Origin of the sequence: Pantoea sp. AS142 (genome assembly GCF_037152305.1) — a bacterium.
Taxonomy (GTDB): domain Bacteria; phylum Pseudomonadota; class Gammaproteobacteria; order Enterobacterales; family Enterobacteriaceae; genus Pantoea.
Genome location: NZ_JBBCMO010000008.1, coordinates 210,399 through 235,908, shown reverse-complemented (window position 1 = coordinate 235,908; position 25,510 = coordinate 210,399). Strand labels below are relative to the sequence as shown.

Annotated in this window: 23 protein-coding genes; all 23 read left to right on the top strand. The window is 54.4% G+C overall.

Going from position 1 to position 25,510, the window contains the following annotated elements; translation table 11 throughout:
- Positions 1-127 precede the first annotated feature (127 nt).
- Entirely contained in the window at positions 128-1,624 is a 1,497-nt protein-coding gene (ravA, locus tag WFO64_RS15875; RefSeq protein WP_337013041.1) for an ATPase RavA, read from the top strand.
- Positions 1,621-3,081 (top strand): ATPase RavA stimulator ViaA, encoded by a 1,461-nt coding sequence (gene viaA, locus WFO64_RS15870; RefSeq protein WP_337013040.1) that lies wholly within the window; start codon positions 1,621-1,623, stop codon positions 3,079-3,081. Before ravA ends, viaA begins: the two co-directional genes overlap by 4 nt.
- A 71-nt stretch (positions 3,082-3,152) precedes the next feature.
- Positions 3,153-5,291 carry a 5-histidylcysteine sulfoxide synthase gene (ovoA, locus tag WFO64_RS15865; protein ID WP_337013039.1) on the top strand — a complete coding sequence of 713 codons (2,139 nt, stop codon included), beginning with the start codon at positions 3,153-3,155 and terminating at the stop codon, positions 5,289-5,291.
- 103 nt (positions 5,292-5,394) lie between these two features.
- On the top strand, positions 5,395-5,856 hold the full coding sequence (gene asnC, locus WFO64_RS15860) for a transcriptional regulator AsnC (protein ID WP_003849496.1): 462 nt from the start codon (positions 5,395-5,397) through the stop codon (positions 5,854-5,856).
- Positions 5,857-6,011: 155 nt separating this feature from the next.
- Complete coding sequence (gene mioC / locus WFO64_RS15855) at positions 6,012-6,452, top strand: FMN-binding protein MioC (RefSeq protein WP_337013038.1); 441 nt, start codon at positions 6,012-6,014, stop codon at positions 6,450-6,452.
- A 432-nt stretch (positions 6,453-6,884) separates the two neighbouring features.
- Positions 6,885-8,774 carry a tRNA uridine-5-carboxymethylaminomethyl(34) synthesis enzyme MnmG gene (gene mnmG / locus WFO64_RS15850; protein WP_337013037.1) on the top strand — a complete coding sequence of 630 codons (1,890 nt, stop codon included), beginning with the start codon at positions 6,885-6,887 and terminating at the stop codon, positions 8,772-8,774.
- Positions 8,775-8,821: 47 nt separating this feature from the next.
- Positions 8,822-9,439: a 16S rRNA (guanine(527)-N(7))-methyltransferase RsmG gene (gene rsmG / locus WFO64_RS15845; RefSeq protein ID WP_337013036.1), complete on the top strand. Its 618-nt coding sequence runs from the start codon at positions 8,822-8,824 to the stop codon at positions 9,437-9,439.
- A gap of 712 nt (positions 9,440-10,151) precedes the next feature.
- Positions 10,152-10,532, top strand: coding sequence for a F0F1 ATP synthase subunit I (gene atpI / locus WFO64_RS15840; RefSeq protein WP_283546691.1), 381 nt, complete (start codon positions 10,152-10,154; stop codon positions 10,530-10,532).
- Between the two features lie 8 nt (positions 10,533-10,540).
- The gene (gene atpB / locus WFO64_RS15835; RefSeq protein ID WP_337013035.1) at positions 10,541-11,359 is read left to right on the top strand and encodes a F0F1 ATP synthase subunit A; all 819 of its coding nucleotides are present in this window, start codon (positions 10,541-10,543) and stop codon (positions 11,357-11,359) included.
- A gap of 105 nt (positions 11,360-11,464) precedes the next feature.
- Entirely contained in the window at positions 11,465-11,704 is a 240-nt protein-coding gene (gene atpE / locus WFO64_RS15830; RefSeq protein WP_003849523.1) for a F0F1 ATP synthase subunit C, read from the top strand.
- A 107-nt stretch (positions 11,705-11,811) separates the two neighbouring features.
- Entirely contained in the window at positions 11,812-12,282 is a 471-nt protein-coding gene (gene atpF, locus WFO64_RS15825) for a F0F1 ATP synthase subunit B (RefSeq protein ID WP_003849528.1), read from the top strand.
- A 14-nt stretch (positions 12,283-12,296) separates the two neighbouring features.
- Positions 12,297-12,830, top strand: a complete 534-nt coding sequence (gene atpH, locus WFO64_RS15820) for a F0F1 ATP synthase subunit delta (protein ID WP_003849530.1) — start codon at positions 12,297-12,299, stop codon at positions 12,828-12,830.
- Positions 12,831-12,844: 14 nt separating this feature from the next.
- The gene (gene atpA, locus WFO64_RS15815; protein WP_010258868.1) at positions 12,845-14,386 is read left to right on the top strand and encodes a F0F1 ATP synthase subunit alpha; all 1,542 of its coding nucleotides are present in this window, start codon (positions 12,845-12,847) and stop codon (positions 14,384-14,386) included.
- A gap of 52 nt (positions 14,387-14,438) precedes the next feature.
- Positions 14,439-15,305, top strand: a complete 867-nt coding sequence (gene atpG, locus WFO64_RS15810) for a F0F1 ATP synthase subunit gamma (RefSeq protein ID WP_337013034.1) — start codon at positions 14,439-14,441, stop codon at positions 15,303-15,305.
- A 30-nt stretch (positions 15,306-15,335) separates the two neighbouring features.
- Entirely contained in the window at positions 15,336-16,733 is a 1,398-nt protein-coding gene (gene atpD / locus WFO64_RS15805; protein ID WP_010258870.1) for a F0F1 ATP synthase subunit beta, read from the top strand.
- 24 nt (positions 16,734-16,757) lie between these two features.
- Positions 16,758-17,177 carry a F0F1 ATP synthase subunit epsilon gene (locus WFO64_RS15800; protein WP_008926374.1) on the top strand — a complete coding sequence of 140 codons (420 nt, stop codon included), beginning with the start codon at positions 16,758-16,760 and terminating at the stop codon, positions 17,175-17,177.
- A 161-nt stretch (positions 17,178-17,338) separates the two neighbouring features.
- Positions 17,339-18,709, top strand: coding sequence for a bifunctional UDP-N-acetylglucosamine diphosphorylase/glucosamine-1-phosphate N-acetyltransferase GlmU (glmU, locus tag WFO64_RS15795; protein ID WP_337013033.1), 1,371 nt, complete (start codon positions 17,339-17,341; stop codon positions 18,707-18,709).
- 154 nt (positions 18,710-18,863) lie between these two features.
- Positions 18,864-20,693 carry a glutamine--fructose-6-phosphate transaminase (isomerizing) gene (glmS, locus tag WFO64_RS15790; RefSeq protein WP_337013032.1) on the top strand — a complete coding sequence of 610 codons (1,830 nt, stop codon included), beginning with the start codon at positions 18,864-18,866 and terminating at the stop codon, positions 20,691-20,693.
- A 165-nt stretch (positions 20,694-20,858) separates the two neighbouring features.
- On the top strand, positions 20,859-21,902 hold the full coding sequence (pstS, locus tag WFO64_RS15785) for a phosphate ABC transporter substrate-binding protein PstS (RefSeq protein ID WP_337013031.1): 1,044 nt from the start codon (positions 20,859-20,861) through the stop codon (positions 21,900-21,902).
- A gap of 87 nt (positions 21,903-21,989) precedes the next feature.
- Positions 21,990-22,952: a phosphate ABC transporter permease PstC gene (gene pstC, locus WFO64_RS15780; RefSeq protein ID WP_337013030.1), complete on the top strand. Its 963-nt coding sequence runs from the start codon at positions 21,990-21,992 to the stop codon at positions 22,950-22,952.
- On the top strand, positions 22,949-23,839 hold the full coding sequence (pstA, locus tag WFO64_RS15775) for a phosphate ABC transporter permease PstA (protein WP_013359567.1): 891 nt from the start codon (positions 22,949-22,951) through the stop codon (positions 23,837-23,839). The genes pstC and pstA overlap by 4 nt, the downstream gene beginning before the upstream one ends.
- Before the next feature lie 44 nt (positions 23,840-23,883).
- Positions 23,884-24,657 carry a phosphate ABC transporter ATP-binding protein PstB gene (pstB, locus tag WFO64_RS15770; RefSeq protein ID WP_337013058.1) on the top strand — a complete coding sequence of 258 codons (774 nt, stop codon included), beginning with the start codon at positions 23,884-23,886 and terminating at the stop codon, positions 24,655-24,657.
- Between the two features lie 17 nt (positions 24,658-24,674).
- The gene (gene phoU / locus WFO64_RS15765) at positions 24,675-25,409 is read left to right on the top strand and encodes a phosphate signaling complex protein PhoU (protein WP_337013029.1); all 735 of its coding nucleotides are present in this window, start codon (positions 24,675-24,677) and stop codon (positions 25,407-25,409) included.
- The last annotated feature ends 101 nt before the right edge of the window (positions 25,410-25,510 follow it).

Here is a 25,510-nt window from a genome sequence, read left to right as displayed (position 1 = left end):
TAATACAGGCAAAACTTCTGAAACAAAAAAGCTGACAGCTATCAACGCTTTCACGCATGATGATCTATAGAGTAAGGCGCTTGCTTAAGCGCGGCGGCCCGACGATCGTAAGGACATTGAAGTGATTATGGCTCAACCCCATCTTTTGGCAGAAAGAATTTCTCGCCTTAGCAATGCGTTAGAAAAAGGATTGTATGAGCGACATCATGCCATTCGCCTTTGTCTGCTGGCGGCGCTGAGTGGTGAAAGCGTGTTCCTGCTCGGACCGCCCGGCATCGCCAAGAGCCTGATCGCCCGCCGCCTCAAATATGCCTTTCAGCACGCCCGTGCCTTTGAATATCTGATGACCCGTTTCTCCACACCGGAAGAGGTGTTTGGCCCGTTATCCATCCAGGCGCTGAAGGATGAAGGACGCTATCAGCGCCTCACCAAAGGTTACCTGCCCGACGCGGAAATTGTTTTTCTGGATGAGATCTGGAAAGCCGGCCCGGCGATTCTGAATACTCTGCTGACCGCTATCAACGAACGCCGCTTCCGCAATGGCGACAGCGAAGAAACCATCCCGATGCGGCTGCTGGTGACCGCCTCTAATGAACTGCCGGAAGTGGAAAGTGGCCTCGAAGCGCTCTATGACCGGATGCTAATCCGCCTGTGGCTGGATAACGTACATGAGAAGCAGAACTTTCGCAGCATGCTGACCCACCAGCAGGATGAGCACACCAATCCGGTTGCGGAGTCCCTGCGTATCAGTGACGAAGAGTATGCGCAGTGGCAGCTCGGCATCAGTCAGGTCAGCCTGCCCGATGCGGTGTTTGAGCTGATTTATCAGCTGCGTCAGCAGCTGGAGAGCCAGCCTGACGCACCCTATATTTCCGATCGTCGCTGGAAGAAAGCCATTCATCTGCTGCAGGCCAGCGCCTTTTACAGCGGTCGCAGCGCCATCGCGCCAATAGACCTGATCCTGCTGAAAGACTGTCTCTGGCACGACGTCGCGTCCATGCAGTTGCTGGAGCGGGAAATCGATCAGCTGATGACGCAGCATGCCTTTCAGCAGCAGCCGATGCTGTTGAAACTGCATCAGATAAAAGCGCGTCGCATGGTCCTGCAGCAACAGCAGAGCATCGCTCAGGCGATAACCCTGGAAAAACACAGCGGCATGTTCAGCCGCAAACCCCATTACGATCTGCCGGAAAGCTTCACCGATGATCAACTGACGCTGATGCTACAAAAGCCGCTGATGCTGCATGACATGCAGGTGACCCATCTGGTGATTGCGCGTGATGCACTGAGTCAGTGGCTGCAAAAAGGGGACGAAGTTCGCGGTAAACTCAATGGGATTGGCTTTGCGCAGAGCCTGGATTTACAGGTGGATGCGCAGCACTGCCTGGCTATCCGTGATGTCAGCCTGCAATCGTCGCGTCTGACACTGTCGGGCGTCAGCAACAGTGAGCCGCTGCCTGGTGAGATCACCGACGCGCTGGATGCACTGGAGAGTGAACTTCGGTCTCAGCGCCATCTGTTCAGCCAGCATCAGCGCTGTCTGTTTATCAGTGATGACTGGCTGGCACGGGTTGAAACCAGCTTGCAGGATGTGGCGGAACAGCTGAAACAGGCGCGTAAATGATCTCACTGGAGACGCTCAGCACGCTGCTCTCAGTGGGTGAAACCGAACTGATTGAAGAGCTGATTATTGCCCTGCTGGCGTCCCCACAGCTGGCGCTGTTTTTTGAAAAATTTCCCGGCTTAAAAAAGGCACTGCTGCGTGACGTGCCACGCTGGCGAGCGGAGATTAATGCTGACCTCAAAGCCACACCGGTTCCGGCCACGCTGGCAGAAGAGTTTCAGCTATTTCAGCGGGTACAACTCCTTAGCGATCGTGAATTCAGCCACCAGCTGAATGCAACGCTTCAGGCGCTTGAAAGCCTGCCATCCCCCTTTCTTGATGAAGCTAACCGACTGCTGCTGCACACCGATATCAACCATCTCAGCAGTGCGCAACACCAGCTTTTTTTACAGCGCTGGCGGCTGAGTCTGACCTTACAGACCCTGACGCTGAATCAGCAATTGCTGGAGCAGCAGCGCGAACGCCTGCTGGCGGAACTGCAGCAGCGCATGGCGCTGAGCGGTCAGCTGGCACCGATTCTCGGCGACGACGATGAAGCCGCCGCGGGTCGGCTGTGGGACATGAGCAAAGCGTCACTGCAGCCTGGCGACTATCAGCTGATGCTGCAATATGGCGACTTTCTGGCGCAGCAACCGGAGCTGCTGAAGCTGGCGCAGCAGCTGGGCCGCAGCCGCGAGGCAAAATCGGTACCATCGCAGGATACCCCCATGGAGGCTTTTCACCACCTGGTGCAGGAACCTGCGGCGGTGCCGGAAGAGGTCAGCGGCATTCGCCAGAGCGATGACGTACTGCGCCTGCTGCCGCCGGAGTTAGCCGCGCTGAGCATCAGCGAACTGGAGCTGGAATTTTACCGGCGGCTGGTAGAGAAACGGCTACTGACCTATAAGCTGCAGGGCGATGCCTGGCATGAAAAGGTGACGATGCGTCCGGCCAGCCACCAGCAGCATGAAGAGCAGCCGCGTGGGCCTTTTATCGTCTGTGTCGATACCTCTGGTTCGATGGGGGGCTTCAATGAGCGCTGCGCCAAAGCGTTTTGTCTGGCACTGCTGAAGGTCGCGCTGGCCGATCGCCGTCGCTGCTACATCATGCTGTTTGCTCATGAGGTGATTGGCTATGAACTGACTGGTGATGATGGGCTGGAACAGGCGATTCGCTTTCTTAGTCAGCGCTTTCGCGGCGGCACCGATTTGGCAGCTTGCCTCTCTTCCGTTGTCACCCGGATGGAAGGCGCGCTGTGGCAGGAAGCCGATGCGGTAATCGTCTCCGATTTTATTGCCCAGCGTCTGCCGGAAGAGGTGATCGGGGCCATTAAAACGCGTCAGCGACATAATCAGCAACGTTTTCACGCTGTGGCTATGTCGGCACATGGGAAACCAGGCATTCTGCGCATCTTCGACCATATCTGGCGCTTCGATACCGGTATGAAAAGCCGCCTGCTGCGCCACTGGCGCCGTTAAGTCATCTGACAGAAAAGCTTCTTTGCTATAGTAAATTACTCTTTTACTTACTCAGCAATCTGGAGCTTCCTGTGACGCTTGCTCAACCTCACCACGATCTGCCTGCGCCGACGCGAACGCTACGGCTCTCCGGCCAGAACATTGAACAAAAACGTGCCGAGTTGCTGGCCTATTTCCAACAAACATGGGAACAGTATGAAAGTCTGTTTACCTGTCTGACCGATTCAAAGGCCTGGTTTACCAAAGCCATTCCGCTGCGCCATCCGTTAATCTTCTATTTTGGCCACACCGCCACCTTCTACATTAATAAGCTGATGGCCGGACGCCTTATCGACGCGCGTCTGGACGATCGTATCGAAGCGATGATGGCGATTGGTGTAGATGAAATGAGCTGGGATGATCTTAACGACAGTCACTATGAGTGGCCGACCATCGAAGAAGTCCGTGCATATCGTGCGCGCGTTAAAGCACTGGTCAGCGATCTGATCCAGACCCTGCCGCTGACTCTGCCTGTCACCTGGGAGAGTCCGGCCTGGGTGATCCTGATGGGCATTGAGCATGAGCGTATTCATCTGGAAACCTCCAGCGTGCTGATCCGTCAGTTACCGGTTGAGTGGGTCAGACCGCAGGCCGCGTGGCCGGTCTGCCCGATGGCACGCCACCAGCGCCGGGCTGTTCCGGCCAATACCCTGCTGCCGATGCCCGGCGGCACGGTCACGCTGGGTAAAACCGACGATACTTACGGCTGGGATAATGAATATGGCCGCCAGCAGATTGCACTACAGCCGTTCCAGGCGAGCAAAATGCTGGTCAGCAACGCTGAATTTTTTGCGTTCGTTGAGGCGGGGGGTTATCAGGACGCTCGTTGGTGGGATGACGAAGGCTGGGGCTGGTGTCAGTTTGCCAAAGCGGAGATGCCCACCTTCTGGGTCGGCATACCTGCGATGCCCGATCAGCTTAAACTGCGTCTGATGTGTGAAGAAGTCGCGATGCCGTGGGATTGGCCTGCCGAGGTCAATCAGCTGGAAGCAGCGGCCTTCTGCCGCTGGAAAGCGGATCAGACTGGTATGAGCGTTCAGCTCCCCTGCGAAGCGGAGTGGGTTCAGCTGCGCGAACAGGTCGCAGGCGATCAGCCAGATTGGGATCGGGCACCGGGCAACATTAACCTGGCGTACTGGGCTTCCTCTTCGCCAGTCGATCTGTTCGCCCAGGGCGAGTTCTTCGATATCGTCGGTAACGTCTGGCAGTGGACGACCACGCCGACCAACGGCTTTGAAGGCTTCAACGTTCACCCACTTTACGATGATTTCTCAACCCCGACCTTTGATGGCAAACATTCGCTGATCAAAGGTGGCAGCTGGATATCGACCGGCAACGAAGCGCTGAAATCGGCACGCTATGCGTTCCGCCGCCATTTCTTCCAGCATGCCGGTTTCCGCTATGTGGTTTCCGATCATCAGGAGACCATGGCGCTGAACCCCTATGAATCTGATGCGATGGTATCGCAATACCTCGACTTCCAGTATGGCCCACGCTATTTCGGCGTGGATAACTATGCCGAGAGTCTGGTGAATCTGGCGCTGAACTACACGACTGCCCGTGGCGATGCCCTGGATATCGGTTGTGCCACCGGACGCGCCAGTTTTGAACTGGCTCGCCACTTTGAACGGGTCACCGGGATGGACTATTCGGCGCGCTTCATTGATGTGGCGCTGCAGCTAGCCAGCGGCGAAGACTTCCGTTATCTGCTGCCACAGGAAGGTGACCTGGTGGAGTATCGCCAGGTTCGCCTGAAAGATTTCGCGCTGGAAAGCGACCTGGCGCAGCGTATTCAGTTTGTTCAGGGGGACGCCTGTAACCTTAAGCCGCAGCCCGCCCGTTACGACCTGGTGCTCGCATCCAATCTGATCGATCGCCTGCGTCAGCCCGCGCGCTTCCTGCGTGATATCACGCCAATGCTGCGCCAGGGCGGCATTCTGCTGCTCTCATCGCCCTATACCTGGCTGGAGGATTTCACGCCGAAAGAGAACTGGCTGGGCGGCGTGCGTGAAAATGGTGAGGCCCTGACGACGCTGCAGGCACTGCAGCGTCTGCTGGCGGCCGATTTCGACCTGGTGGATGAACCGCAGGATAAACCGTTTGTAATCCGCGAAACGGCCCGCAAATTCCAGCATACGCTGGCGCAGGTCACCGTCTGGCGCAAACGCTAAGTGAACCGGCAGCCGCGCCCGCCGCTGCCGGTAGTTGCCTGAACCGCTATTTTGCTGCACATTCTCCCTTGTTTACTCAAGCAGACCAATAACGAGGATGGCCATGGCCGAACATCTGCAGCTCGATAACCTGGATCGCGGCATTCTGAATGCCCTGCTGGATAATGCGCGCACCGCTTACGCCGAGCTGGCAAAACAGTTTAATGTCAGCCCGGGCACTATTCATGTGCGCGTGGAAAAGATGAAGCAGGCGGGCATTATCCTGGGCACCCGGGTTGATATCGATCCGCGCCAGCTGGGATTTGATGTCTGCTGTTTTATCGGGATTATCCTTAAGAGCGCGCGTGACTATCCGGCGGCGCTAAGCAAACTGGATGCGCTGGATGAAGTGGTTGAAGCCTGGTACACCACTGGCCACTACAGCATCTTTATCAAGGTGATGTGCCGGTCCATTGATGCCCTGCAACAGGTGCTGATCAATAAGATCCAGACCATAGATGAAATTCAGTCGACGGAAACGCTGATCTCGCTGCAAAACCCAATCATGCGTACTATCAAGCCCTGATCCCTCTCCACCTTGTGCATAATCTTATCCCTGACGAATGTGGCGGCTGACAACGGCTGCGTTCGCTTCTCTTAATCTATTAACCCTGTTGTCCACAGGTGGATCACCGCTTGATCACAGCGTACAATGCTCGCCTTAATGTCCGGGAGAGCAAGATGGCCGATATTACCTTAATCAGTGGCAGTACTCTGGGTAGCGCAGAGTATGTGGCTGAACATCTGGAAGAAAAATTACAGGAAGCGGGCTTCTCAACGCAGATGCTGCATGGCCCGGAGTTGGAAGAAGTGCCACAAGAGGGTATCTGGCTGGTGGTCTGCTCAACCCACGGTGCTGGCGATATTCCCGACAATCTGCTGCCGCTGTTCGAGGCGATCAGTGAAAGCCAGCCCGATCTCTCTCAGGTCCGGTTTGGTGCCATTGGACTGGGCAATCATGAATATGATCTCTTTTGTGGTGCGATCCGCCAGATTGAAGCGCTGCTAATTACTCAGGGTGCCCGTCAGATCGGCGATCGTCTGGAGATTGACGTGCTGGAGCATGAGATACCTGAAGATCCCGCTGAAGCCTGGCTGGAAAGCTGGAAAAAGGCGATCTGACGGGGGCTGGGGATCGCGAAATAGTGACGATCCCCAGTGGAAGATGCTGATTTTATCCTTTTCCTCTCGTTTATTTTGTGGATAACTACCCTCTTTTACTGCGTATAACCGGTAGTTATCCAAAGAACAACCGTAGAATGATTTTTGAGCTGTGGATAACATGGCATTTTGATCCCAGCTTATACGGATCAGGATCACCGATCACTAACAGGTAGTGATCCTCTTCATCCTGTTGTTTCTGCTGTGCTTCTGGCACATATCCACAGAAAAGCGGGATCCTAATAAGAGATCTAACAGAAAGATCATATACAGATCTAAGATCCTTTCTTTTAAAACCGGACGATCCCGCGGCTTTCACCCCAGACGGAATTTGAGTAGAATCCACGCCCCAGGACGACGATCCTGCAAGTTCATCAACCGAGGTACCACTTCATGTTTTATCAGGATCCTTTTGACGTCATCGTAATTGGTGGTGGTCATGCGGGCACCGAAGCCGCAATGGCGGCAGCCCGAATGGGTCAGCAAACCCTGTTACTCACCCATAACATTGATACGCTTGGACAAATGTCCTGTAACCCGGCGATTGGTGGGATTGGCAAAGGACATTTGGTGAAGGAAGTGGATGCCCTGGGTGGTTTGATGGCCAGTGCGATTGACCAGGCGGGTATCCAGTTTAGGATACTAAACGCCAGCAAAGGTCCGGCAGTGCGGGCGACCCGTGCTCAGGCGGATCGCGTGCTCTATCGGCAGGCAGTGCGTACGGCACTGGAGAACCAGCCCAATCTGATGATCTTCCAGCAGGCGGTCGACGATCTTATCGTGGAAAACGATCGTGTGGTGGGTGCAGTCACTCAGATGGGACTGAAGTTCCGCGCGAAAACCGTCGTCCTCACCGTCGGCACTTTCCTTGACGGCAAAATTCATATCGGTCTGGATAATTACAGTGGCGGTCGCGCAGGTGATCCTCCGTCCATTCCGCTGGCAAAACGACTGCGTGCGCTGCCGCTGCGGGTAAACCGCCTCAAGACCGGTACGCCACCGCGTATCGATGCGCGCACCATCGATTTTTCAGTACTCAGCCCGCAGCACGGCGATAACCCGATGCCGGTGTTCTCGTTTATGGGCAATGCGTCTCAGCATCCGCAGCAGGTCCCGTGCTGGATCACTCACACCAATGAGAAAACCCATGAGGTGATCCGCAATAATCTGGATCGCAGCCCGATGTACGCCGGGATCATCGAGGGGATCGGGCCACGCTACTGCCCGTCGATCGAAGACAAAGTGATGCGCTTTGCCGATCGTAACTCGCATCAGATCTTCCTGGAGCCGGAAGGGCTGACCAGCAATGAGATCTACCCAAATGGTATCTCAACCAGCCTGCCATTTGATGTGCAGATTCAGATCGTCCGTTCCATGCAGGGCATGGAGAATGCGAAAATCGTGCGTCCGGGCTATGCCATCGAGTATGACTTCTTCGATCCGCGCGATCTTAAACCGACGCTGGAGAGTAAATTTATTCACGGCCTGTTCTTTGCCGGCCAGATCAACGGCACAACCGGCTATGAAGAAGCTGCTGCGCAGGGGATGCTGGCGGGTCTGAATGCCGCCCGTCAGTCTGCGGACAAAGAGGGCTGGGCACCACGTCGTGACCAGGCTTATCTGGGCGTACTGGTTGATGACCTCTGCACGCTCGGTACCAAAGAGCCGTACCGGATGTTTACCTCCCGTGCTGAATACCGTCTGATGCTGCGCGAAGACAATGCCGATCTGCGTCTGACCGAAACCGGTCGTGAACTGGGTCTGGTGGATGATACGCGCTGGGCGCGTTTCAATCAGAAGCTGGAAGCGATTGAACAGGAGCGTCAGCGCCTGCGCGATATCTGGGTCCATCCGAAATCAGAACACGTGACGGAAGTGAATACGGTACTCAGTGCGCCACTGACTAAAGAAGCGAGCGGTGAAGATCTGCTGCGCCGTCCTGAGCTGACCTATCTGAAGCTGATGACGCTGGATGCTTTTGGTCCGGCACTGGCTGATGAGCAGGCCGCTGAGCAGGTTGAGATTCAGGTCAAATATGAAGGTTATATCGCGCGTCAGCAGGAAGAGATCGATCGGCAACTGCGTAACGAGAACACACTGTTACCGGTGGAGCTCGACTATCGCCAGGTCAACGGCCTGTCTAACGAGGTGATTGCCAAGCTGAACGATCACAAACCGAGTTCGATTGGTCAGGCGACACGTATCTCTGGCATTACGCCGGCGGCCATCTCAATTCTCCTTATCTATCTGAAAAAACAGGGTCTGCTGCGCAAAAGCGCCTGATCTGAAACGGGGCGAGGCGACTCGCCCCCGCTGAATGGACTTATGCTGTGATCAACACACTCACGTCGCTGCTACAGGCAGCCGGTATTTCCCTCTCCGATCAACAAAAACAGCAGCTGGTTGCCTATGTCGGCCTGCTGGATAAGTGGAACAAAGCCTACAATCTGACATCAGTGCGCGATCCGCAGCAGATGCTGGTACGCCATATCCTCGACAGCATCGTGGTGGCGCCGCATCTGAAAGGCTCACGTTTCATTGATGTGGGAACCGGACCTGGTCTGCCAGGCATTCCACTGGCTATCGTGATGCCTGATGCGCACTTTACATTGCTCGACAGCCTGGGCAAGCGGGTGCGTTTCCTGCGCCAGGTTCAGCATGAGTTAGGACTCACTAACATTACTCCGGTGCAGAGTCGGGTTGAAGCGTTCCCGGCTGAGCCGCCCTTTGATGGCGTGATCAGTCGTGCATTTGCCTCGATGACCGACATGGTGAACTGGTGTCGTCATCTGCCGGGAAGAGAAGGGCGCTTCTTCGCGCTTAAGGGTGTGCGTCCGGACGATGAAATCGCTGAGTTACCGGCAGGCTATCTCGCTGATGCAGTGATAAAGCTGCAGGTTCCGCAGCTGGAAGGAGATCGTCATCTGGTCATTATTCGTCGCCAGTAGACTTTCGATTTCCTGGGATTTAGCCCTTATCAGCGAGTCATTTTCTGCAGGGTGAGGATGAAAAAAGTGCAGATGATGCGCGATCAATAAAATATTTTGATTATGCGCTGGCGTACAGAAAGTTAAAAAAGCCGACGGAAATTATCCGAAAAGCCCTGTTACATTTAACGTTTAATTCACATTTGTTTATCAGAAATATCACTTGTATAGCCGGGGCGCGGAATAAAACTAGTCACGCCGGAAAATATATCCTGGTAATAACTTTGCGTGCGTAATATCAATTTCACGATTCTCAAGCACTGTTAGATGTCAATAGCGTGTTTTCTTTAAAATCAGGCTTGCATAAACATTTTTATAATTTTAATTTACTGATTTTACGATAAAAATTATCTGTTAAGAATGTTCTTAAATAGAGCGCTGATAAAACTCAGTAAAGCGCGAACGCTAGTTATGTGATCTAAAGCACGCTTTAAAAGCAAGAAGCCAGAGAATTTTCAGTCAGATTAGGGTGAATCACCGCAGGGCAATCTTTGGAAAAATAGCCCTCCGGAAAGAAATTTAAATAATTGTTCACCTTTTCGCTACTTACCGATTGAAATCGCAGGTGCGGCCCGTATAATTTGCACGGCTTTTGCTGCTTGACTCAACTGCACAAAGGCAGTCTTATACGACACGCGACATACCCCTGACGGGGCAGGAGAGTATCAGCGTCATGTCAGTGTCTCTTTACAGTGTGAAATTCGCCCGAACGGTGCTGATGATTCAGCTGGTGACGATAGTCATCATCGGCGCACTCTTTGCTGTTAAAGATGTCACCTGGGGTGTCTCTGCTCTTGCTGGCGGAGCGGCAGCCTGGCTGCCAAACGTATTGTTTTTGTTTTTAGCCTGGCGCCTGCAGGGGCAACCCCCCGCTTCGGGGCGAGTCGCGTGGAGCTTCGCTTTGGGTGAAATAGCCAAAGTGTTTGCGACCATCATTTTGCTCATTGTGGCGTTGGGTCTATTCGGGGCGGTCTTCTGGCCGGTCGGAATAACCTGGTTATCGGTGCTGGTGGTACAAATGCTGGCACCGGCGGTAATTAACAACAAAGGGTAAGAGGCATCATGGCTGCAGGAGAAATCTCTACTCCGCAAGAGTACATTGGTCACCACCTGACTCATCTTCAGTTGGACCTGCGTACCTTCGAGTTAGTGAATCCGCACGACGCTCCCGCGACGTTCTGGGTATTAAATATCGATTCCATGTTTTTCTCTCTGGTGCTGGGAGTTATCTTCCTGGTGTTGTTCCGTAGCGTGGCGAAATCTGCCACCAGCGGTGTGCCAGGGAAAATGCAGGCGGCTATCGAGCTGGTTGTCGGTTTCGTTGATAGTAACGTGCGCGACATGTATCACGGTAAGAGCAAACTTATCGCCCCGCTGGCTCTGACAATTTTTGTCTGGGTCTTCCTGATGAACTTCATGGATCTGCTGCCAATCGACTTGCTGCCCTATATTGGCGAGCACGTATTGGGGTTACCGGCGCTGCGCGTCGTACCGTCTGCAGACGTGAACATCACGCTATCTATGGCGTTGGGCGTATTTATTTTGATTCTGTTCTACAGCATCAAAATGAAAGGCATTGGCGGCTTCACTAAAGAGCTGACGCTGCAGCCTTTTAATCACCCGATCTTCATCCCGGTCAACCTGATTCTGGAAGGTGTGAGCCTGCTGTCTAAGCCTGTATCACTGGGTTTACGACTGTTCGGTAACATGTATGCGGGTGAACTGATCTTTATCCTTATTGCCGGTCTGTTGCCGTGGTGGTCGCAGTGGGTGCTGAATGTGCCGTGGGCCATTTTCCACATCCTGATCATTTCGCTACAGGCTTTCATTTTCATGGTCCTCACGATTGTCTATCTGTCGATGGCATCTGAAGAGCATTGATTTTTTTCTCAACACTACTTTCCCTCTTGATTCCGGGTTGCAGCGCACACCGCTGAAGCCCGGAAGATGAAGGGAGCATTTAACTGAAACAAACTGGAGACTGTCATGGAAAACCTGAATATGGATCTGCTGTACATGGCTGCCGCTGTGATGATGGGCCTGGCGGCAATCGGTGCTGCGATCGGTATCGGCATCCTCGGAGGAAAATTCCTGGAAGGCGCTGCTCGTCAGCCTGACCTGATTCCTCTGCTGCGTACGCAGTTCTTTGTTGTAATGGGTCTGGTGGATGCAATCCCGATGATCGCTGTTGGTCTGGGTCTGTACGTGATGTTTGCTGTCGCCTAAAGCCCTGTGTTCACTCAGCGCACAATGTGCAGGGGTGAACGGATTCTGCCGCTTATCACAGCGATAACGGCAGAAAAGTTAAATACTCAATCTAGAGGCATTGTGCTGTGAACATTAATGCAACAATCCTCGGCCAGGCTATCGCGTTCATCCTGTTTGTCGCGTTCTGCATGAAGTACGTATGGCCGCCGCTTATGGCTGCTATCGAAAAGCGCCAGAAAGAAATTGCTGAAGGCCTTGCTTCTGCTGAACGTGCCAAGAAAGATTTGGATCTCGCGCAGGCTAATGCGACCGACCAGCTGAAAAAAGCCAAAGAAGACGCACAGGTCATTATCGAGCAAGCGAACAAGCGTCGCGCGCAGATTCTGGACGAAGCGAAAACCGAAGCTGAAAACGAACGTAATCGCATCGTGACACAAGCGCAGGCCGAAATTGACGCCGAACGCAAACGTGCGCGTGAAGAACTGCGTAAGCAGGTTGCGTTGCTGGCTATGGCTGGCGCCGAGAAGATCATCGAACGCTCCGTGGATGAAGCTGCTAACAGCGACATCGTTGATAAACTGGTCGCTGAACTGTAAGGAGGGAGGGGCTGATGTCTGATCTGATTACTGTAGCTCGCCCCTACGCCAAAGCAGCTTTTGACTTTGCTGTTGAGCATCAAAGTATAGAACGCTGGCAACAGATGCTGGCGTTTGCCGCAGAAGTGGCTCGCAATGAACAGATGGCTGATCTTCTCTCAGGTGCGTTAGCCCCTGAAGCGCTGGCAGCGTCGTTTAACGCAGTCTGTGGTGATCAACTGGATGAACCCGCGCAGAACCTGATTAAGGTGATGGCGGAAAACGGACGTTTGACAGCGCTTCCGGCTGTACTGGCCCAATACATCGAACTGCGTGACGCTCATGAAGCCACCGCTGAAGTTGATGTTATCTCCGCCAGTACGCTGAGTGACGACCAGCTGAATAAAATCAGCGCCGCGATGGAAAAACGTCTGTCACGCAAAGTTAAGCTGAATTGCAAAATTGATAAGTCTGTGATGGCAGGCGTGATCATCCGTTCGGGTGATCTGGTTATTGATGGCAGCGTACGCGGCCGTCTTGACCGTCTGGCTGACGTCTTGCAGTCTTAAGGGGACTGGAGCATATGCAACTGAATTCCACCGAAATCAGCGAACTGATCAAGCAGCGCATTGCTCAGTTCAATGTCGTGAGTGAAGCTCACAACGAAGGTACGATTGTTTCTGTAAGTGACGGTATCATCCGCGTACACGGCCTGGCCGATGTCATGCAGGGTGAGATGATTGCCCTGCCGGGCAACCGTTACGCTATCGCCCTGAACCTCGAGCGTGACTCGGTTGGTGCAGTGGTGATGGGTCCTTACGCTGACCTCGCCGAAGGCATGAAGGTTAAGTGTACTGGCCGTATTCTTGAAGTACCGGTAGGCCGTGGCCTGCTGGGCCGCGTCGTGAACACCCTGGGTGCTCCTATCGACGGTAAAGGCGCAATCGACAACGACGGTTTCTCACCGGTTGAAGTCATTGCACCTGGCGTTATCGACCGTCAGTCAGTCGACCAGCCGGTTCAGACCGGTTATAAGTCGGTCGATGCGATGATTCCAATCGGCCGTGGCCAGCGTGAGCTGATCATCGGTGACCGTCAGACCGGTAAAACCGCAATGGCGATCGATGCGATCATCAACCAGCGCGACTCAGGCATCAAGTGTGTCTACGTTGCGATTGGTCAGAAAGCCTCAACCATTTCTAACGTGGTTCGTAAGCTGGAAGAGCATGGCGCACTGCAGAACACCATCGTTGTTGTGGCGTCTGCTTCTGAATCTGCTGCACTGCAGTATCTCTCTCCGTACGCAGGCTGTGCGATGGGCGAATACTTCCGTGACCGCGGTGAAGATGCACTGATCGTATACGATGACCTTTCTAAGCAGGCTGTCGCGTACCGTCAGATTTCTCTGCTGCTGCGCCGCCCACCAGGCCGTGAAGCTTTCCCTGGCGACGTGTTCTATCTCCACTCCCGTCTGCTGGAACGTGCATCACGCGTAAGCGCTGATTATGTAGAGCGTTTCACCAATGGCGCAGTGACAGGTAAAACCGGTTCACTGACCGCGCTGCCGATCATCGAAACCCAGGCGGGCGACGTTTCTGCGTTCGTTCCGACCAACGTAATCTCGATTACTGATGGTCAGATCTTCCTGGAATCGAACCTGTTCAACTCCGGTATTCGTCCGGCCGTTAACCCAGGTATTTCGGTATCCCGCGTAGGTGGTGCTGCACAGACCAAGATCATCAAGAAACTGTCCGGTGGTATTCGTACCGCGCTGGCACAGTATCGTGAACTGGCGGCATTCTCGCAGTTCGCCTCTGATCTGGACGATGCAACCCGCAAACAGCTGAGCCACGGTCAGAAAGTGACCGAGCTGCTGAAGCAGAAACAGTATGCGCCGATGTCTGTTGCGCAGCAGGGTCTGGTTCTGTTCGCTGCAGAGCGTGGCTATCTGAACGACGTTGAACTGGCAAAAATTGGCAGCTTCGAAGCTGCACTGCTGGCCTTCGCCGATCGCGACCACGCTGAGCTGATGGCTGAAATCAACCAGTCGGGTAACTTTAATAACGATATCGAAGCCAAGCTGAAAGGCCTGGTCGAGACGTTTAAAGCAACCCAGTCCTGGTAATGTCTGGCGGCTTGTCTGAAAAGGCAGGCCGCAAGGCTTTGAGGAGAAGCTAATGGCCGGCGCAAAAGAGATACGAAGCAAGATTGGAAGCGTGAAAAACACGCAGAAGATCACCAAAGCGATGGAAATGGTCGCCGCCTCCAAGATGCGTAAAACGCAGGAACGCATGGCGGCCAGCCGTCCGTATGCAGACACCATGCGCAAAGTGATTGGTCACCTTGCGTTGGGTAATCTGGAATACAAGCACCCTTACCTGGAAGAGCGCGACGTGAAGCGCGTCGGCTACCTGGTCGTTTCAACTGACCGCGGGCTTTGTGGTGGTTTGAACATTAACCTGTTCAAAAAGTTACTGGCGGATATGAAGTCCTGGTCCGATAAAGGCGTGCAGAGCGATCTGTCGATTATCGGTTCGAAAGGGGCGTCATTCTTTAATGCTGTGGGTGGCAACATTGTGGCGCAAGTCAGCGGCATGGGCGATAAACCTGCTCTGTCTGATCTGATTGGCCCGGTAAAAGTGATGTTGCAGGCTTATGATGAAGGCCGCATCGACAAGCTGATGATCGTCAATAACAAATTCAATAACACCATGTCTCAGACTCCGACCATCACCCAACTGCTGCCGTTACCGCCAGCGGAAGGTGAAGAAGAGATGAAGGCGAAGACCTGGGATTACCTGTATGAACCCGATCCGAAAGCGCTGCTGGATACCCTGCTGCGTCGTTATGTCGAATCGCAGGTTTATCAGGGTGTGGTGGAAAATCTGGCCAGTGAGCAGGCCGCACGTATGGTGGCGATGAAAGCCGCAACCGATAACGGCGGAAATCTGATCAAAGAGCTGCAGTTGGTGTACAACAAAGCTCGTCAGGCCAGCATCACCCAGGAACTTACCGAGATTGTCGGTGGAGCCTCCGCGGTTTAACCAGGTTTGGAATTAGGTAGAGGATTCAAGATGGCAACTGGAAAGATTGTCCAGATTATCGGCGCCGTTGTTGACGTCGAATTCCCTCAGGACGCGGTACCGCAAGTGTACAGCGCCCTCGAGGTTATGAATGGTGATGCGCGTCTGGTGCTGGAAGTTCAGCAGCAGCTCGGCGGCGGCGTAGTACGTACCATCGCAATGGGTACGTCTGACGGCCTGAAGCGGGGTCTGAGCGTCAACGACCTGCAGAAACCGATTCAGGTACCCGTCGGTAAAGCGACCCTGGGCCGTATCATGAACGTTCTCGGCGAGCCAATCGATATGAAAGGCGAGCTGAAAGAAGAAGATGGCAGCGCAGTAGAGATCGCCTCTATTCACCGCGCAGCCCCTTCTTATGAAGATCAGTCTAACTCGCAGGAACTGCTGGAAACCGGCATCAAGGTTATCGACCTGATGTGTCCGTTTGCTAAAGGCGGTAAAGTCGGTCTGTTCGGTGGTGCGGGTGTAGGTAAAACCGTCAACATGATGGAACTGATCCGTAACATCGCGGCTGAACACTCAGGTTACTCCGTGTTTGCCGGTGTGGGTGAACGTACTCGTGAGGGTAACGACTTCTACCACGAAATGACTGACTCTAACGTTATCGATAAAGTTGCACTGGTCTATGGCCAGATGAACGAGCCGCCGGGTAACCGTCTGCGCGTCGCACTGACCGGTCTGACCATGGCGGAAAAATTCCGTGATGAAGGCCGCGACGTTCTGCTGTTCATCGATAACATCTACCGTTATACCCTGGCCGGTACAGAAGTTTCTGCACTGCTGGGTCGTATGCCATCTGCGGTAGGTTACCAGCCAACGCTGGCAGAAGAGATGGGTGTGTTGCAGGAGCGTATTACCTCCACCAAGACCGGTTCAATCACCTCCGTACAGGCCGTTTACGTCCCTGCGGATGACCTGACTGACCCGTCACCAGCAACTACCTTTGCGCACTTAGACTCAACGGTAACGCTGAGCCGTCAGATCGCCTCTCTGGGTATCTACCCGGCCGTTGACCCGCTGGACTCTACCAGCCGTCAGCTGGATCCGCTGGTTGTCGGTCAGGAGCACTATGATGTTGCACGTGGCGTTCAGTCACTGCTGCAGCGTTATCAGGAACTGAAAGACATCATCGCCATCCTCGGTATGGATGAGCTGTCTGAAGAAGACAAACTGCTGGTGGCACGTGCGCGTAAGATTCAGCGCTTCCTGTCTCAGCCGTTCTTCGTGGCGGAAGTATTCACCGGTTCACCGGGCAAATACGTGACGCTGAAAGACACTATCCGTGGCTTTAAAGGCATCATGGAAGGTGAGTTTGACCACCTGCCAGAGCAGGCCTTCTACATGGTTGGCGCCATCGAAGAAGCCGTGGAAAAAGCGAAGAAACTGTAATAACGGTTTCCCGGGAGGAAGATTATGGCTATGACTTATCACCTGGATGTGGTCAGCGCAGAGGAGCAGTTGTTCTCTGGTCTGGTACAGAAAATTCAGGTGTCAGGTAGCGAAGGTGAACTGGGGATTTTCCCTGGCCATGCGCCGTTGCTGACTGCCATTAAGCCTGGAATGATCCGTATCGTGAAACAGCACGGCGAAGAGGAGTATATCTACCTCTCTGGTGGTGTGCTGGAAGTGCAACCGGGCAGCAGCACCGTTCTGGCCGATACCGCTATCCGTGGTACCGATCTGGACGAAGCGCGTGCTCTGGAAGCAAAACGCAAAGCAGAAGAGCACATGAACAGCAGCCACGGCGACGTGGATTATGCTCAGGCCTCTGCCGAGCTGGCGAAAGCCATTGCTAAACTGCGCGTGATCGAACTGACCAAAAAAGCGATGTAATCCAGCTTTATGTGTCACGAAATGCCAGCCCTCGGGCTGGCATTTTTTTTGTCTGCAGCGCCCGATCTTCCCGTCCGCCTAATTTCGACCTGAGAAAAATGTAGTAATCTCAACCCCAAACCGTTTTACTTTCACTCGTAAAAAATTCACTCAGGATAGTTATGTCTAACAGTGCGATGAGTGTGGTGGTTCTTGCCGCTGGCAAGGGCACCCGTATGTATTCCGATCTGCCTAAAGTTCTGCATATGCTGGCAGGCAAACCGATGGTTCAGCACGTTATTGATGCAGCCAAAGGGCTGGGTGCACAGCAGGTGCATCTGGTGTATGGTCATGGCGGCGATCGTCTGAAAGCGACCCTCACTGACAGCACACTTAACTGGGTGCTGCAGGCCGAGCAGCTCGGCACCGGCCACGCCATGCAGCAGGCTGCTCCCGCCTTCGCAGATGATGAAGATATCATGATGCTTTACGGGGACGTGCCACTGATCTCGCAGGCGACATTACAGCGTCTGCGCGAAGCAAAACCCCAGGGCGGTATTGGCTTACTTACCGTGGTACTGGATGATCCTACCGGCTATGGCCGCATTGTGCGTGAGAACGACACCATCACCGGCATTATCGAACAGAAAGATGCCAGCCCGGCGCAGCTCACCATTAAAGAGATCAACACCGGCATTCTGATCGCCAACGGCGGCGATTTAAAACGCTGGCTGGCCCAGCTCACCAACAATAATGCTCAGGGTGAGTATTACATCACCGATATCATCGCGTTGGCACATAAGGACGGTCGGCTGATCAACGCGGTCCATCCGGCACGTACTAGTGAAACCGATGGGGTGAATAACCGGCTGCAGCTGGCAACATTAGAGCGCACTTACCAGGCTGAACAGGCAGAAAAACTGCTGTTGGCAGGCGTGATGCTGCGCGATCCGGCCCGTTTTGACCTGCGCGGGACGCTGACGCATGGGCGGGATGTTGAAATCGACACCAATGTCATTATTGAAGGCCAGGTCACGCTGGGCGCGCGCGTCAAAATCGGCGCGGGCTGCATCATCAAAAACAGCGTGATTGGCGATGACTGTGAAATCAGCCCCTGGTCGGTGATCGAGGATGCACATCTCGCCACCGCCTGTACCGTTGGGCCTTTTGCCCGTCTGCGTCCAGGCAGCGAACTGGCCCACGCTGCCCACGTGGGCAACTTCGTTGAAATGAAGAAAGCGCGTCTGGGCAGGGGATCGAAAGCGGGTCACCTCTCCTATCTTGGCGATGCGGAGATTGGCGACAACGTGAACATCGGTGCAGGCACTATCACCTGCAACTATGATGGCGCGAACAAATTCAAAACCGTGATTGGCGATGACGTATTTGTAGGCTCAGATACCCAGCTGGTGGCTCCGGTCAGCGTCGCGGCAGGCACCACCATTGCGGCAGGCACCACCATCATGAAAGATGTAACCCAGGCGGGTCTGGTCTATAACCGTAAAGAGCAGAATCACAAAGCGGACTGGCAGCGTCCGATGAAGAAAAAATAAATTTTTAAACGGCCCGCTTTATGCGGGCCGATGCAGTGCAGTGCCAAAACTATAATCCCCACTCTCTACAAGGCTCGGGGAACCGGCAAAGCCGGATATCAGGTCGCATGACAACAGAAGTGGCGAAAAGCCATGTAGTCAGGAAAACATCATTATGTGTGGAATTGTTGGTGCAGTAGCGCAACGCGATATCGCAGAGATTCTGCTGGAAGGTCTGCGTCGTCTTGAATATCGCGGATATGATTCGGCCGGTCTGGCCGTGGTCGATCGTCAGGGGCACGTCACGCGCCTGCGGCGTTTAGGGAAAGTGCAGAAACTGGCGGAAGCCGCTGAACAGCAGCCGCTGATCGGTGGCACCGGCATCGCGCACACGCGCTGGGCAACCCATGGTGAGCCGTCAGAAGCGAATGCGCATCCGCATGTCTCAGAGCATATCATCATCGTGCACAACGGCATCATTGAAAACCATGAGCCGCTGCGCGCTGAACTGATCGAACGCGGCTACGTCTTTGCCTCTGAAACCGACACCGAAGTGGTGGCGCATCTAATTCACTGGGAGCAGAAGCAGGGCGGTTCACTGCGTGAAGTGGTGCTGCGTGTGATTCCGCAGCTACGCGGTGCCTATGGCATGGTGATCATGGACAGCCGCGATCCCTCATTGCTGGTGGCGGCCCGTTCCGGCAGCCCGCTGGTGATTGGCCGTGGTGTAGGCGAAAACTTTATCGCCTCGGATCAGCTGGCCCTGCTGCCAGTGACCCGCCGGTTCATCTATCTGGAAGAGGGTGATATTGCCGAAATCAGTCGTCGTGATGTCACAGTGATTGATCGTGAAGGCAATACCGTGACACGTGCCGAAATCGAGTCGAACGTGCAATATGATGCCGGTGACAAAGGCATTTACCGTCACTATATGCAGAAAGAGATCTACGAACAGCCGATGGCGCTGAAAAGCACCCTGAGTGGTCGGTTTAGCCAGGGGCAGGTTGATCTCAGCGAACTGGGCGCGGGCGCTGAAGCGCTGCTGAGTCAGGTTGAGCATATCCAGATTATCGCCTGCGGCACCTCCTACAACTCCGGCATGGTGTCACGCTATTGGTTTGAGTCACTGGCAAACCTGCCCTGTGATGTGGAGATCGCCTCAGAGTTCCGCTATCGCAAATCAGCCGTTCGCAAAAACAGCCTGCTGATTACCCTGTCGCAATCGGGTGAAACGGCAGATACCCTGGCGGCGCTGCGCCTCTCAAAAGAGCTGGGTTATCTGGGGTCGCTGGCAGTCTGCAACGTGGCCGGTTCGTCACTGGTGCGGGAATCTGACCTGGCGCTGATGACCAAAGCGGGCACCGAAATCGGCGTCGCCTCCACCAAAGCGTTCACCACCCAGTTAGCGGTGCTGCTGATGCTGGTGGCGAAACTGGGCCGTCTTAAAGGAATGTCTGCCGACACTGAGCATGAGATTGTTCATGCCCTGCAGGCATTGCCTAACCGGATTGAGCAGATGCTGGCGCAGGATAAGCTGATTGAGAATCTGGCAGAAGGCTTCTCTGACAAGCATCATGCGCTGTTCCTCGGTCGTGGCGATCAATACCCCATTGCCATGGAAGGGGCGCTGAAGCTCAAGGAGATCTCCTACATTCATGCGGAAGCCTATGCCGCAGGTGAGCTAAAACATGGCCCGCTGGCGCTGATTGATGCTGACATGCCGGTGATCGTGGTCGCACCTAACAACGAATTGCTGGAGAAGCTCAAATCCAACATCGAAGAGGTGCGCGCACGCGGTGGTCTGCTCTATGTGTTTGCCGATCAGGATGCGGGCTTCAGTGACTGTGACGGGATGAAGATTATCCCGTTGCCGCACGTTGAAGAGGTGATTGCGCCCATCTTCTACACCGTGCCGTTGCAGTTACTCTCCTATCACGTCGCCCTGATCAAAGGCACTGACGTCGATCAGCCTCGTAACCTGGCAAAATCGGTGACCGTGGAATAACCCGGTGGGCCCCGTCGCGGGCCCACTTCATTCTGGCCCTCTGTCATATAACTGTCATATTTCGTACATTTCACTGTCATCAAACTGTCCTATTTTCCCTCCTGCAGCAATCACAGACTCTTACTAAAACGGCCCTGAGCCTGACTTTTCTCCCCCGGAGGGAACATGACACTGATGCGTAGCACCGTAGCCCGAATCCTCGCCACCACTTTCGCCGTAAGCGCGGTATCTGCTTTTGCGGCCACCGATCTCACCGGTGCAGGCGGGACGTTCCCGGCGCCGGTTTATGCCAAGTGGGCAGCAGAATATCAGCAAGCCACCGGTAGCAAAGTTAACTACCAGGGCATCGGTTCATCTGGCGGCGTTAAACAGATCATTGCCAAGACCGTTGATTTCGGTGCGTCCGATGCGCCAATGAAAGATGAAGATCTGCAGAAAAATGGCCTGTTCCAGTTCCCTACCGTGATCGGTGGCGTGGTACTGGCGGTTAACCTGCCGGGTATCAAGTCAGGCCAGCTGACACTGGATGGCAAAACCGTGGGTGATATCTATCTCGGCACCATCAAAAAGTGGAATGATCCGGCGATCGCCAAACTTAACCCAGGCGTAAAACTACCAGAGACCAACATCAACGTGGTGCGTCGCGCCGACGGTTCAGGCACCTCGTTCGTCTTTACCAGCTATCTGGCAAAAGTGAACCCGGAGTGGAACAGCAAAATTGGTAAAGGTAACACCGTAAACTGGCCGGTGGGTCTGGGCGGTAAAGGTAACGACGGTGTCGCCGCATTTGTTCAGCGTCTGCCGGGTTCAATCGGCTATGTGGAATACGCCTATGCCAAACAGAACAACCTGACCTACACGAAACTGATCGATGCCGATGGCAAAGCGGTCGCGCCGAGCGAAACCAGCTTCAGCAATGCCGCTAAAGGCGCTGACTGGAGTAAATCATTCGCACAGGATCTGACCTTCCAGAAGGGCGCGGGTGCCTGGCCAATCTCCTCAACCACCTTCATTCTGATCTACAAAGATCAGGCGAATGCGGCCAAAGGCGCTGAAGTGCTGAAGTTCTTCGACTGGGCTTATAAAAGCGGCAGCAAAACCGCCACCGCGCTGGACTATGCTGCGCTGCCAGAGAGCGTGACTGAACAGATTCGCGCCGCCTGGAAAGCCAACATCAAAGACAGTTCTGGTAAAGCGCTTTATCAGTAATTGATCGACCCTGACCGGACAGCAGTCTGGTCTGACCCAACGGGCGGCGTCATGCCGCCCTGATAACTTCTGAAGACTGAGACTTCTATGGCTGCAACGAAGCCGGCATTCAAAGCCCCAGGTAAACAAGGTGACAGGATTTTTGGCGCGCTGGTCAGGCTGGCTGCGCTGATTGTTCTGTTACTGATGGGCGGCATTATTGTCTCCCTGATCATCTCCTCGTGGCCCAGCATCCAGAAGTTTGGTTTCGCCTTTTTGTGGACCAAAACCTGGGATGCGCCTAACGAACAATTCGGCGCACTGGTACCGATCTATGGCACCCTTGTGACCTCCATCATCGCCCTGATTATCGCCGTGCCGGTGAGTTTTGGTATCGCGCTGTTCCTGACTGAACTCGCGCCAGGCTGGTTGCGTCGCCCGCTGGGCACCGCCATTGAGCTGCTGGCCGCTATCCCGAGTATCGTTTATGGCATGTGGGGCCTGTTTGTTTTCGCGCCGCTGTTTGCCGAATATTTTCAGACGCCGGTTAACGACGTGATGTCGGGCATTCCGATTATCGGCGAGCTTTTCTCCGGCCCCGCTTTCGGTATTGGTATCCTTGCAGCGGGAGTGATTCTGGCGATCATGATCATCCCTTACATCGCCTCGGTGATGCGTGACGTCTTTGAGCAGACCCCGGTGATGATGAAAGAGTCAGCCTACGGCATCGGCTGCACCACGTGGGAAGTGATCTGGCGCATTGTCCTGCCCTTTACCAAAAATGGCGTGATTGGCGGCGTGATGCTGGGACTGGGTCGTGCACTGGGTGAGACCATGGCAGTGACCTTTATTATCGGTAACACCTACCAGCTCGACAGCCCGTCGCTGTTTATGCCGGGTAACAGCATTACCTCGGCGCTGGCCAATGAGTTTGCCGAAGCGGAATCGGGCGTGCATGTCGCCGCGCTGATGGAACTGGGACTGATCCTGTTTGTGATTACCTTTATCGTGCTGGCAATTTCAAAGCTGATGATTATGCGGCTGGCGAAAAGTGAAGGAGCGCGCTCATGACCACAATTGAAATTCAGGCGCGCGCCGAACTGGACGCATCACGCCGTAAAATGCAGTCCTGGCGCAGCACCAAAAATAAGATTGCGTTGACGCTGTCGCTGCTGACCATGGCGTTTGGCCTGTTCTGGCTGGTGTGGATCCTGTTCACCACCGTATCGCGCGGCGTAGATGGACTCTCCTGGTCCCTGTTTACCGAATCAACGCCACCACCCAATACTGCAGGTGGCGGGCTGGCTAACGCTCTGGCCGGTAGTGGATTGCTGATTTTCTGGTCTACTTTTTTCGGCACACCGCTGGGCATCATGGCAGGCATCTATCTGGCGGAATATGGACGTAAATCGGCCCTGTCAGAAGTGATCCGCTTTATTAACGACATTCTGCTGTCGGCACCCTCCATTGTGGTCGGCTTGTTCGTCTACACCCTGGTGGTGTCGCAGATGCAGCACTTCTCCGGCTGGGCCGGGGTGATTGCGCTGGCGCTGTTGCAGGTGCCGATTGTGATTCGTACCACCGAAAATATGCTGCGTCTGGTGCCAGACAGCATGCGTGAAGCGGCCTATGCGCTCGGCACGCCCAAATGGAAAATGATCTCGGCCATCACCCTGAAAGCGTCGGTATCCGGCATCATCACCGGCGTGCTGCTGGCGATTGCCCGCATCGCAGGGGAAACGGCACCGCTGCTGTTTACGGCGCTGTCGAACCAGTTCTGGAGCACCGATATGATGCAGCCGCTGGCGAATCTGCCAGTCACCATCTTTAAGTTCGCTATGAGCCCGTTCGCCGAATGGCAGAGCCTGGCCTGGGCAGGCGTGCTGATTATTACCCTCTGTGTGCTGCTGCTGAATATTGTGGCGCGGGTGATCTTCGCCAAAGGTAAACACGGTTAACTTCCGGCGCGGCCCTGTGCGGCACCGTATAAGAGAGATGAATGATGAGTATCGCGACGGCATCAGCCGATAAAATTCAGGTCCGTAATCTGAACTTCTATTACGGCAAGTTTCATGCGCTGAAGAACATTAATCTGGATATCGCTAAGAATCAGGTGACCGCGTTTATTGGGCCATCGGGCTGTGGTAAGTCGACCCTGCTGCGTACCTTCAATAAAATGTACTCACTCTATCCTGAGCAACGGGCCGAAGGAGACATTCTGCTGGATGGCGAAAACATTCTGGCGACACAGCAGGATATCGCGCTGCTGCGCGCCCGCGTTGGCATGGTATTTCAGAAGCCTACGCCGTTCCCGATGTCGATCTATGACAACATCGCCTTTGGCGTTCGCCTGTTTGAAAAGCTGTCGCGTGCCGATATGGATGAGCGCGTACAGTGGGCGCTGACCAAAGCGGCGCTGTGGAATGAAACCAAAGACAAGCTGCATCAGAGCGGTTACAGTCTCTCCGGCGGCCAGCAGCAGCGACTGTGCATTGCCCGCGGTATCGCGATTCGGCCGGAAGTATTACTGCTGGATGAGCCATGCTCCGCACTTGATCCCATCTCCACTGGCCGTATTGAGGAGCTGATCACCGAGCTGAAACAGGATTACACCGTGGTGATCGTGACGCACAACATGCAGCAAGCTGCACGCTGTTCTGACCATACGGCTTTCATGTATCTGGGCGAATTGATTGAGTTCAGCGACACCGACATGCTGTTCACCAAGCCCGCGCAGAAGCAAACCGAAGACTACATTACTGGCCGCTACGGCTGATACGACAGGAGATCGACATGGATAATCTGAATCTGAATAAGCACATCTCCGGTCAGTTCAATGCCGAGCTGGAGCATATTCGCACCCAGGTGATGATCATGGGCGGCATGGTCGAGCAGCAGCTAACCGATGCGATTACCGCGATGCATAATCTGGATGGCGAACTGGCGCAGCGGGTAATCGACGGCGACCAGAAGGTCAATATGATGGAGGTGGAGATTGATGAAGCCTGCGTGCGTATCATCGCCAAACGTCAGCCAACCGCGATCGATTTGCGCCTGGTAATGGCAATCATCAAAACTATTTCCGAGCTGGAACGCATTGGCGACGTGGCGGAGAAGATCAGCCGCACGGCGCTGGAGAAGTTTGGCCAGCAGCATCTTCCGCTGCTGGTGAGCCTTGAGTCGCTGGGTCGTCACACCGTGCAGATGCTGCATGACGTGCTGGACGCCTTTGCACGCATGGATCTCACTGAAGCGATCACCATCTACCGGGAAGATAAAAAGGTGGATAAAGAGTACGAAGGCATTGTGCGTCAGCTGATGACTTACATGATGGAGGATCCGCGCACCATTCCCAGTGTGCTGACGGCGCTGTTCTGTGCGCGTGCCATTGAGCGCATCGGCGATCGTTGCCAGAACATCTGCGAAATCATCTTCTATTTCGTCAAAGGTCAGGATTTTCGTCACATTGGCGGTGACCGGCTTGATGAATTACTGTCAGGCGACGACGGCAGCAACCGCCCTTCGTGAAAAACTGAACCCTGCGGCTGATCGGTGCAGGGTTTAGCCTTTTCAATTGGTCACATCCTGAACTCTCTTTATAATTGCGGCACTTTTCTCTCTGAGGTGCG